An 11,003-nucleotide genomic window follows, 5' to 3' on the forward strand; every position below is an offset into this window, starting at 1 on the left:
AGGACGTTTTTTATGTTTTTTATTTGAGGGAGTAGGATATTTAAGGAATTCTTTCTTAACAGGATGTATTTAAGGGAGTTTACTTTTCATAAGCTTTATTTTTTGTTTACTATTAAAATAAACAGTTTGAATTTTAAACAGTATAAGTGAATTTTTATGAATTATAATTATTACAAAATAATATTTTTTAATTCAAAAAATAATTATATTGAGGCAGAGAGTTCTTATAATAAACAAAATATCATATATAAATTATGAAAAAAACCGGCGTATTTAAACGTCGGTTTTATATAAAATTATTAAGTAAAGGGGAACAAATTAATTTTTATTTTAAACTATCAGTCCATTGGGTAATTTCTTCACTTGAAGGAGATGAAGGGAAACGATATCCTTCCATCCAGTTTCCGCCGTTTGCTTTTTCTTTAAGCAATTTACCGCTGTCTCCCAAATCTGATGAAGCGGAAGTACAGAAAGGTATTACGTTTTTGTCCGCAAAATCGTTTGCTTCCACAAATGTATCAACGGGCCAAGCCGCAATTCCCCACCAAATAGGGTAACCTATCAAAACATTTTCATAACTGTCCCAATTATCAATCGTTGTTGAAACAAGGGAAGTGTCTCTTAGAGATTCGTCTTCATGTTCTCTTGTAACTCTGGAATTGTCATCTGTCCAGTTTAAATCGCTTTCTGTGTATTCGTCTTGAGGTACGATTTCAAAAATATCGGCATCCAAATCTTCTGCGATTTGTTCCGCCACGTCTTTCGTATGTCCTTGTGCCGAGAAATATACCACTAGAGTTTCACCGTCTTTTAGCGAGTTTTCGCTTGATGTTAATGTGTCTTGAGTTTGGCTTGGGGGTTGTGATGCCGTGTTGTCGTTTGTGTTTCTGTTATTTACGAAAAGCAACAATGCGGCTGCAATAACCGCTACCACAACAACGGCAGCTATTATTTTTGTACTTGTTTTTTTCATTTTTTTTCTCCTTTTTTATTTTATTTTTTTTCTTCTTGTTTTTACCAATTCGTCAAACCATTCAACCATTCCCGGATCTTGATGATTAAAGAACAGGCTGTCGCTTGAATCCAGTTGTTTTATTTTATCCATATCTTCGTTTGTAAGTTCGAAATCGAAAATATCTATGTTTTCTTTCATTCTTTCAAAATGTGTTGTTTTAAGTGCTACTATAACTCCTCTTTGTATAAGCCATCTAAGAATTACCTGAGCAGATGTTTTAGCGTATTTTTTACCTATGTTTACCAAAGTTTCATTTGTAAACATATTATTTTTTCCCTCTCCAAAAGGTGCCCATGCTTCGATTTTTACTCCGTATTTGTTCATGTTTTCCTGAGCTTTGAATTGAGCATTCATTGGGTTTGTTTCCACCTGATTTACGGCAGGAACTACTTTTCTTTCAAAAAGGCAAATGTCGCTTAATCTGTCGGGATAAAAATTGGATACTCCTATTGCTCTTATTTTTCCTTCTTTGTATTTTTCTTCCAATGCTTTGTATGCACCGTAATAATCAGAAAAAGGCTGATGAAGAAGAACCAAGTCTATATATTCGCTTTGAAGTTTTTCCAAAGATTCTTCAATGGACTTTTTGCATTTTTCATATCCGTAATTGTCTATCCATATTTTAGTTGTGATAAATAAATCTTCTCTGTTTAATCCGCATTCTTTTATTGCTTCTCCCACTTCTTTTTCGTTAAAATAACTTTGAGCCGTGTCTATTCCTCTGTATCCTGCTTTTATTGCATCAAGTACGCATTGTTTTGTTTCTTCTTTCGGTATTTGATACACTCCGTAATTTAAAATGGGCATTTCTACGCCGTTGTTTAATTTTACATATTCCATTTTCTTTTTTCCTCCTTATAGTTTAAAATAAGTTTTATATATATTTATTTAGTGTTTTATCTATATTTTTTATTTTTGTTTTTAATAAAGTTATGTCTTATAAAGTAAAACTTTTCTTTAATTTTTATTATTTTAAGGAATTATTAAAGTTTTTTAACTTCAGAGTAAGAGTTATGTTATTTTTAGTCTAGTTTTTATGTTTTCTTTTATCAGCTTTAAAAGTTTTTTAATTCCTTTTTTTTTTTTATTCTGTTTGTGATAGTTGTTTAAAATAGTTTTAGTTTTATTCATTGACAATGAAATAATTTTTTATTACAATGAAAGAGTAACACTCGGGAGTAACACACGGTCAAGAGCTTTTTTATAAAAAAAATAAATATTTTTTTGAGGTAATTATATGGAAAATGAAAAAAATTTATATTCGATGAAGCAAACATGCATTAAAACGGGACTTACATATGATACTTTAAAATTTTATTGCAATGAGGGGTTAGTTCCCAACGTAAAAAGGAATAAGAGCAATTACAGGGTTTTCGACGATAATGACGTGGAATGGATAAATTCGCTTTCATGTCTTAAAAACTGCGGTATGAGCATATCGGAAATGAAAGAGTATCTTAAGTTGTGCCTTGAGGGAGAGGAAACCATTCCGAAAAGGCAAGCTATATTGGAAGTTAAACTTGAAGAATTGGAAAATAAAAAGAAAGAAATTCAAAAGAGCATAAATTACATACATTGGAAACAGAATTTTTATAAAGATGTTCTTGAAGGAAAGGTAAAATATTTTAGTCATTTAATAGATACAACAAAAGACAGCCATTAATGACTGTCTTTTTTATTAGATGTATTCTAAGAGATTTGTTTTAAACGTCCAAATTTTCGTTTAATTCCATTTGTGCGTATTTTTTTGTCTGTTCTTCCCTTGGAATGTAGTAACGTTTGTTTTTGTTCAAATTGTCTATAAGGTCGATTTCTTCGTCCGTAAGAGAAAAGTCGAAGATATTTATGTTGTCTTTGATGTGAGCAGGATTTTTGCTTCCCGGTATTACTATGTTTCCTGATTGAACATGCCATCTTAAAATGATTTGTGCCGGGTTTTTTTGATATTTGTCTGCCAAATCTTTAAATACTTTTTCGTTTATAAGTTTTTTGTCTCCATGTCCCAAAGGATACCAAGCCTGAATTAATATATCGTTATCTTTAAGGATTTTCTTAAGTTCGTTTTGAGGGAAATAAGGGTGAGCTTCAACCTGGATTACCGCAGGTTTTATTTCACATATCGAAAGAATTTCTTCCAAAGGCTTACCTTCAAAGTTTGATATACCTATTGATTTTACCTTTCCTCCTTTTACTGCTTTTTCCATCATTTTATATCCGTTGATGTAATCGCCGGCAGGCTGATGTAGAAGAAGGAGATCGACGTAATCGGTGTCGAGTCTGTTTAACATTTCGTCTATGGCTGTTTCTTTTGTGTAAACGGTTGGCCATAATTTTGACTCGAGAAATACTTCTTCTCTTTTCATTCCGCTTTTTTTGATTCCTCTTCCCACGGCTCTTTCGTTATGATAAGCGTTTGCTGTGTCTATTAAGTTATAGCCGTTGTTTAATGCGCTGATAACGGCGCTTTCCGCATCCTGCGGACTTAATAAAAATGTTCCCAGTCCCAAAGAAGGGATTTTGTTTTGGTCGTTTAGTTTAAAATATTCCATTATAATTTACTCCTTTTATACCGATAAAAGTTTTTTTTGTTAAAATTTAATCCGATTTTGAAATGCATTTTGTTTTTTACATATGCTCTTCCCAGAATTTTACAGCATTTTCTATCCATCCTTGCGCATTTGTTCCTTCCCCAAGACCGAATCCGTGGGAAAGACCTTCGAATATTTCGATTTTTGCATCTGTTCCGTTTCTTCTTATTCTGTTTGTTCTTTCCTGCATTATTCTGTAGTCTGCAATACCGTCATTTGTTCCCACAACCGAGTATGTCGCAGGTTCGTTTCCCGTTACTTCGCTTAAGGAAGTATACTGCATAATTACCGTGGAAGGTTTCGGATAATCTTTGTTTATAAAGTAATCGGTGCCGTAACTTCCAAGCCATGCTGCCATTCTTCCTCCTGCGGAACCTCCCCATACGGAATATCCAGAAGTATCTATTTTCAATTCATCTGCATTGTCAAAAATAAAGGATATCGCATTGGACAAATCTTCCATTGCTTTTTCGGGGTCCGGTCTGTATATTAATGCAAAAGCATTATATCCCTTTTTCGAAAGTTCCAGTGCATGGGGAAAACTGTCGTGCATTGCTCCGACGTACATAAATCCTCCGCCTGCGTTTAAAACGGCAAACTTTGAGTTTTCATTTCCTCTAAAGAAAAACAGTCCCGTGTTTTTCTTTTCGGGGTCGGCTTCCATTTCTTCTTTTGAATAAATATTATAAAAGATTTTATTGCCTTTTGTTGTTTGGTCTTTCATATAATTTACTATTTCAACGGTTTTGTTTGGATTTATGTTGTTATACCAAATGTATAAATCTCCCGCATTTTCGAGAGTCATGTCCTTTGGAATGTTTCTGTCAACGGGGAAAATAAGGTTTCCGAAACCTTCAAAAGCGTTGTCGTTTATGACGTCGTATACTTTTGTCTGTAAATTAAAAGCTTCGTTTGTATTATTATTGTTTTTCATTGTATTGCCACATCCTGCAAGAAACGGAATAAGAATTAAAAAAACTATTATGTTTAATGTTTTTTTCATTGTATTTGTTTATTTTTCTATAATAAGTTCTTTTTTTATTTTAGAAGCGGACGAATTGTCTACGACAGATTTTTTCAAATTCATTCCCGTAAGTTTTGCAAGTCTGGTTATAAGAAAAGTTATCGTTTCTTCCGTTCCTTTATCCGGTGCAGAACCTTGAGCAAAGAAATAAAGTTTTTTCCCTTTTAGGTTTTCCGCTTTCGGAAGCATATAGAGTCTGTCTATGAATGTTTTTAGCAAGCCTCCCACGCTGTACCAATAAACAGGAGAGCCTATAAGTAAGGTGTCATAATTTTTTATTATATCCAAAACTTCGTTTATTTGGTCATCTTCGTACACCTGTCCGTATTGAGAAATCTTGTAATCAGAAAGCTGAAGTTCATCGTGAGGGATGTTTTTTAAAACGTCTTTTCCGATTGAATAAGTATTTTGATTTTTTCTCGGACTTGTATTGATAAATAATATATTGCTCATTTTAATCACTACTTTCGATGTTATGATATACCCGTGAGTCGCTCCCGTGTCAATAGAAAAAATAAAAACTTGACCGTGTGTTACACACGGATTTTACAATAAGCTAAAGGAGATGATATTATGAAAAGAAAAATAATTATTTTATTTGTTGTTTTTATTTTAATTGCAGTGGTTTTGGTTTTAACGCTTTTGGAAAATGAAAGAACCGAAGAAGAACAAACGGAAGTTTTGACAGGCAATTCTTTGGGTGAGTTTATCACAGACAAAGTTTACAACTCTCCAAATGACGGAGAAATACATTATGGCGTATATTATCCAAAAGATTACGATTTAAACAAGGAGTATGATTTATATATTACTCTTCCCGGATATGAAGGACTTTATTTTCAGGGAGTTGGAGCGAATCTTGAAGCGGAAGATTTTGCTTTAAATGCAGTAAGAATGAGAAAGGACCTTATAGTCGTTGCACCACAGCTTGAAGATTGGGGAGATACTTCAGCAAATCAGACAATAGCTTTGATAGAGTACTTTAAATCAAATTACAACATAGACAAGGTTTTTGCCAACGGTTATTCCGCAGGAGGAGAGACTATGTCTTTGGTTATGGAGAAAAGAGCCGATTTGATTGACAGATATTTGCAGGTTAGTTCAAAGTGGGACGGGGATTTTGAAATGACGGTAGAAAATGAAGTTCCCGTTTATTTTGTCATAGGACAAAATGATGAATATTACGGAAGCGAACCGACAAAAGATGCGTATTATACGTTGTATTCGATGTATCAAAGGAAAGGTTTAAGTGAGGAAGAAATAGATGAAATATTGATTTTGGATATTAAAAAAAGAGAATATTTCCTTGAAAGAGGATTTGATAACGAACATGGCGGAGGCAGTTTAATTGCTTATGATGAAGATATAATGAAATGGTTATTAAATGATTGATAATATATTTTATAGATTGAATAGTTATTTCATATTTATGGTATAATTTTATAAAGAGTTTGGAGAAATTTTTATGGAAAGAAGTTCAATTATAAAAGATTATTTTATTCTTTTACTTGATAAAAAAGGGAATATGCCTTTATTATATCAAAAGGAATCCAATGCGGGTTTTGTTGCTGCCGGGATTTTTGATTTATTATTTTCGGGAATAATAAAGTTAGAAAAAAATGAAATTACCGTTATTAATCCTCTTTACGGAAAATTGACATATCTTTATCCTTTATATGATTATTTAAAAGAAAAGCCAATGAAAATCGAAAAAGCAGTAAATGATTTTTGCACCGGAAACGACTTTAAGGAACTTGTAAGCTGTGTGTCAGAATCTCTTTACAGCGAAAAAAAAGTCATAAAAACAAAGGGTGGTTTCTTTGGTAAAAAAACTCTTTACATACCAAAAGATGATTATAAAACTTATCTTATAGATAACATTAAAAATGTTATTACATGTAAGGAAAACATAAATATGGAAGATGTTTCTCTTATTTGTGTTTTAGATGAAACGAAAAACTTAACGAAATACTTTTCAAAATATGAAATGGCAGAGTTTAAAGTAAGACTTAAAGAGATTAAGAAAAGTGAAGAAAATAAAGAATTAATTGGTGTAATAAACACTATTTCTTATACGATTTCTGCTATTAATGTTAATAATATATAAGGGGCGTTGCCCCTTAAACTCCGTATTTAAGGGCTGTCTGCCCTTAACAACCCGACATCAAGGGGCGTTGCCCCTTAAACCCCACGACTTTTTTATTCGCCTAAAAAAGTCGAATAAAAGGGCGCCACTGGGCGTGGAGCCTTATAACGCATCGGGATTTCATGGAAAATCTACCCGATTTTCCTATGAACCGATGCTACCCCGAGCCGACCTGTTTATACGTTTTATTAAAGGGTGGGGAACAAAGCTGTAAAATTATAGTTTTATTTTTATGTTTTTATGTTAGTGTGTGGGACATTATGGTGAAATAGAGGGGTCGTTCTTTATGATTTTATGTAGTAAGGTGGGAATTTTATGGGATTCTTTCTTAACAATCCGTATTTAAGGGGTGCTACCCCTTAAGAACCCCGCCATATTTTTGCTAAAGCCCAAAAATATGGGAAAAAGGCTTTCACTCACACGCCGTGAAGGCTTATAACGTGGTCGGATTTTCTAAAAATCTCTACCCGAGATTTTTGAAACGACCACTACCGCTACCCAATCTTATTATTATTTTGTGGAGTGGGACATGGGTGTTAAATCAAAGTTATGACTTTGTTTGAATGGTTTAATGTAAAATATTTGAACATAGTGGTGAAATATGAGGGCAGTATTTTTTAATGTTTTTATATAGTGAGGTGGGGCAAAGCAATTAAATTAAATTAAATTTATGACTTTGTTTGAATGGTTTAATGTAAAATATTTGAATATAGTGGTGAAATATAGGGCAGTATTTTTAATGCTTTTATATAGTAAGGTGGGACATAAAAGTTAAATGTAGAGGTAGTGGTTTATGATGTTTTATGTAATATGGTGGGGTATGGGTGTTAAATTGAAGTTATGACTTTGTTTAATATGTTTTATATAATTAATAGAATATAGAATTGAAATGCGGATTTCCTTTTTGATACTTTTTATATGAGGGAGTTGGGCATTATGGTGAAATAGAAGTTTTGTTTTTTCATGTTTTTATGTAAGAAAGTGAAACATCGTTGTGAAATAGGGGGTAAGTGTTTTATCATTTTTATATTAAATAGTTTGGGTGTTATGATGAAATTTAAGTTTATATTATGTTGATATACTGTTTTGTTTTATTTAATTTTTAATATTATTACAAATAAAAAAAGACTTGTTCCCAAGTCTTTTTAATTTACTATATGTTCGCTTTCTTTTTCTTTATTCCACAAATACCATGGCACGAATGCTACAAAAGCAAGGGCAATACATATAAATGTAATTATTGCTACACTTCCAAAGTTACCCGCAAAGGCATTTATTTTGGCAGGGATATAGCACATTATTTCGTTTATGTAGTTCTTTTGGCTTACGAAAGAAAGTAGTCCATTTAATAAAAGCACAAAGAATATAAATACACCGTAATGCACAACGGATTTTATATGTTTTATGTTGTGGTAATCCACAAATGTAAAATAGATAAGTGAAAACACAACGAAGATATTACATATAAAGAACTGGTAAAATCTAAAATGCGTATAGCCATATCCTCCAAAATCGGCAAAAATAAGATTTATTATTGAAAAGAAGGATATGAAGTAAAACAAATCGTAAAAAATTTGTTTTCTTGAAAAGAACAGTAATATAGAAAGCACCATTGCAATAAATGTAAAATCAAAGGGGATTGCATAAATGATGTTTTGTTCTCCACTTATGGCATATGCCCAGACGATATATATCATCTCAAAGAAAAATGCAAAAAATGCCATAAAAATATAATACCATCTTCCTGAAAAATTTCTTCTTATTGTTCTTCTTCTAAGAAACATAAAAAGACAAATTAGAATACATACCCCTATCCATATAAAATGAAAAAGAGAAAATCTTGTAAATATGTTTGCAGTATTTTCGACGCTTAAAAAATTCATATTTTTCTCCTTAAAGTTCAAGTTGAATGTTTTAAATAATTATAACATATAATATAAAATTAAAAAAATTTTTATTGCAATTTTATTTTATTGGTGTAAACTTAAATAAAAAGGGCATTTTTAGGGAGGTGCGACATGAACAAAAACACTATTTGGCATAATATCGATCCAAAAAGGATTAGTGCCGACGATTTTATTGCTTATATAGAAATTCCAAAGGGAAGTAATGTAAAATATGAACTTGATAAAGAAACAGGTCATATTATTGTTGATAGAATTTTATACACATCAACACATTATCCGGGAAATTACGGTTTTATTCCAAGAACATACGGAGATGACGGAGACCCTCTTGATGTAATAGTTCTTTGCAGCGAAAGTATTTATCCTACAAGTTTGATAAGATGTTATCCTATTGGAGTACTTAATATGATAGATGACGGAGAAAATGACGAAAAGATTATTGCAATACCATTCAATGATCCTACATATAACTTCTGTAGGACAGTAAATGATCTACCAAGTCATATTTTTGATGAAATACAGCATTTCTTCAGCGTATATAAAACACTTGAACATAAGGAAACCACAGTTGAAAAAGTTCTTGGGGATACAGATGCAAAAGATGTAATAAGAAGAGCAATTAAAAATTATAATGAAAAATTTGAAGAATAAGCCGTTATACGCGGTTTATTTTTTTATTTTGTGTTTTAAGGAGTTTTAAATTTAATAAAAATATATAAAAGAAAACTAAAAGGTGCATAATAAGATTTTATGTATATATTTAGTTTTTATTTTTATTCATTATTATATTTATATAAATTTATAATTTTATATTATTTTATATTTTTGATTTTTAATATATAATTTTATATATTAAATTATTTTAGATTTTTCTTGGTTTGAAAAATTATTATAGAAATATTTTTTATTATTAATTAAATAAATATATTAAGATAAATATCCTTTAAAGTAAAATTTAAGAAAAAAAATTAAAATTTTTTTTATATTTTTTTTTCAGATTTATATAAAAATAACGTTAAAAATAAGAAAAAATCAAAAAAAAATTTTTCCTTAAAAACCGCATTATAAAAGGGGTTTTAGAGGGTGGTAAAAAAAAAGAAAAAAAGTTTTTAAATTTGCTTGACATTTTTAATGTTTTACTGTATTATATCTCTTGTGTTCAGTCGAGGTGTAGCGCAGTTGGTAGCGTACGTGGTTTGGGACCATGGGGCCGGGGGTTCGAGTCCCTTCACCTCGACCATTAATTTTTAAAGGACACTGACAAATTTTCTTTTTTTTATTTATTTATTGGTAAGGGCCTTTAGCTCAGTTGGTTAGAGCATCCGGCTCATAACCGGACGGTCCGGGGTTCGAGTCCCTGAAGGCCCACCATTTCTTAAGAAGTATTGATATCAATACTTTTTTTTATTTTATCAAAAATATTTTATCGGTATTAAAAGGCTTATAAAGCCTTTTTTTATTTTTATGTATTTGTTTCTGTTTTGAGGGTTTATAAGATTAGTAATATAAAGTAAATAATAAAATAACAATTGTATAATTAATACAAAAAAATAAAAGCATCTTATATATGGTATTTTAATTAGTTATTTTTTATATATAAGCTTTATAATAATTTAAACATTAAAGTTAAATTTAATTATAATGTTTTAGTTTATTATAAAAAATATCCTTTTTTTATATTAATATTTAATACATTACATAACAATAATTATAATATTATCTTACATTAAACTACCATGTCCTACTTCTCTATATAAAACCAAATAATTAGGCAGGCTTAGGGTAGCTTTTTCGCCAGTAAAAATCGGGTAGAGTTTTACGTAGGCGTCAAAAGCGTTAAGGCTCCACGCCCAGTGGCGCCCTTTTATTCGACTTTTTTAGGCGAGTAAAAAAGTCGTGGGGTTCTTAAGGGGTAACACCCCTTAAATACGGGTTGTTAAGGGCAGACAGCCCTTAAGTAAGGGGTTTAAGGGGCAAAGCCCCTTTGTATTGAGTTCTAAAGGAACACCACTTAAATACCCACCCCTTACATTCAACGCTAAATTATGTGAGGTTGGGGTAGCATTCCAGCACTAAAAATACGGGTAGTATTTTTAGTAAGCTTCGGAATGCGTTATAAGCCTTCACGGCGTATGAGTGAAAGCATTTTATCCAGTATTTTTTGCTTCGGAAAAATACTGGTCGCTCTTTAGAGCGAAACCCTAAAACCCCACGCCAAGTGGCGCCCTTTTATTCGACTTTTTTAGGCGAGTAAAAAAGTCGTGGGGTTTAAGGGGTAACACCCCTTAAATACGGGTTGTTAAGGGCAGACAGCCCTTAAGTA

At 31.5% G+C, this 11,003-nt stretch carries 10 protein-coding genes and 2 tRNA genes; 6 read left to right on the forward strand and 6 right to left on the reverse strand.

Annotated elements, in window-relative coordinates; genetic code table 11:
* Positions 1 to 325 precede the first annotated feature (325 nt).
* Entirely contained in the window at positions 326 to 973 is a 648-nt protein-coding gene (locus FGQ49_RS09295; protein ID WP_138269593.1) for a flavodoxin, read from the reverse strand.
* 15 nt (positions 974 to 988) lie between these two features.
* On the reverse strand, positions 989 to 1,855 hold the full coding sequence (locus FGQ49_RS09300) for an aldo/keto reductase (protein WP_138269594.1): 867 nt from the start codon (positions 1,853 to 1,855) through the stop codon (positions 989 to 991).
* Positions 1,856 to 2,252: 397 nt separating this feature from the next.
* Here FGQ49_RS09300 and FGQ49_RS09305 point away from each other — a divergent pair, with 397 nt between their 5' ends.
* Positions 2,253 to 2,678: a MerR family transcriptional regulator gene (locus FGQ49_RS09305; protein WP_138269595.1), complete on the forward strand. Its 426-nt coding sequence runs from the start codon at positions 2,253 to 2,255 to the stop codon at positions 2,676 to 2,678.
* Between the two features lie 40 nt (positions 2,679 to 2,718).
* Here the strand turns inward: FGQ49_RS09305 and FGQ49_RS09310 are convergent, their stop codons facing one another.
* The 3 genes from FGQ49_RS09310 to FGQ49_RS09320 all read right to left on the reverse strand — a co-directional run bounded on the left by FGQ49_RS09310 (position 2,719) and on the right by FGQ49_RS09320 (position 5,080).
* Positions 2,719 to 3,564 (reverse strand): aldo/keto reductase, encoded by an 846-nt coding sequence (locus FGQ49_RS09310; RefSeq protein ID WP_138269596.1) that lies wholly within the window; start codon positions 3,562 to 3,564, stop codon positions 2,719 to 2,721.
* A 76-nt stretch (positions 3,565 to 3,640) separates the two neighbouring features.
* On the reverse strand, positions 3,641 to 4,606 hold the full coding sequence (locus FGQ49_RS09315) for an alpha/beta hydrolase (protein WP_138269597.1): 966 nt from the start codon (positions 4,604 to 4,606) through the stop codon (positions 3,641 to 3,643).
* A 9-nt stretch (positions 4,607 to 4,615) separates the two neighbouring features.
* Positions 4,616 to 5,080 carry a flavodoxin family protein gene (locus FGQ49_RS09320; protein ID WP_138269598.1) on the reverse strand — a complete coding sequence of 155 codons (465 nt, stop codon included), beginning with the start codon at positions 5,078 to 5,080 and terminating at the stop codon, positions 4,616 to 4,618.
* Between the two features lie 120 nt (positions 5,081 to 5,200).
* Between FGQ49_RS09320 and FGQ49_RS09325 the strand changes: the two genes are divergently transcribed.
* A complete protein-coding gene (locus FGQ49_RS09325; RefSeq protein WP_138269599.1) occupies positions 5,201 to 6,019 on the forward strand; it encodes an alpha/beta hydrolase in 819 nt (272 codons plus the stop codon).
* Positions 6,020 to 6,092: 73 nt separating this feature from the next.
* Positions 6,093 to 6,734 (forward strand): GPP34 family phosphoprotein, encoded by a 642-nt coding sequence (locus FGQ49_RS09330; RefSeq protein ID WP_138269600.1) that lies wholly within the window; start codon positions 6,093 to 6,095, stop codon positions 6,732 to 6,734.
* A gap of 1,184 nt (positions 6,735 to 7,918) precedes the next feature.
* On the opposite strand, the gene FGQ49_RS09335 is transcribed toward FGQ49_RS09330, so the two are convergent.
* Complete coding sequence (locus FGQ49_RS09335) at positions 7,919 to 8,656, reverse strand: YwaF family protein (protein ID WP_138269601.1); 738 nt, start codon at positions 8,654 to 8,656, stop codon at positions 7,919 to 7,921.
* A 135-nt stretch (positions 8,657 to 8,791) separates the two neighbouring features.
* Between FGQ49_RS09335 and FGQ49_RS09340 the strand changes: the two genes are divergently transcribed.
* The 3 genes from FGQ49_RS09340 to FGQ49_RS09350 all read left to right on the forward strand — a co-directional run bounded on the left by FGQ49_RS09340 (position 8,792) and on the right by FGQ49_RS09350 (position 10,051).
* Positions 8,792 to 9,331 carry an inorganic diphosphatase gene (locus FGQ49_RS09340; RefSeq protein WP_138269602.1) on the forward strand — a complete coding sequence of 180 codons (540 nt, stop codon included), beginning with the start codon at positions 8,792 to 8,794 and terminating at the stop codon, positions 9,329 to 9,331.
* A 513-nt stretch (positions 9,332 to 9,844) separates the two neighbouring features.
* Positions 9,845 to 9,920, forward strand: a tRNA-Pro gene (locus FGQ49_RS09345).
* A 54-nt stretch (positions 9,921 to 9,974) separates the two neighbouring features.
* A tRNA-Ile gene (locus FGQ49_RS09350) sits at positions 9,975 to 10,051 on the forward strand.
* Positions 10,052 to 11,003 lie beyond the last annotated feature (952 nt).

Source organism: Anaerofustis stercorihominis, from assembly GCF_005844425.1.
Classification (GTDB): Bacteria; Bacillota; Clostridia; order Eubacteriales; family Anaerofustaceae; genus Anaerofustis; species Anaerofustis butyriciformans.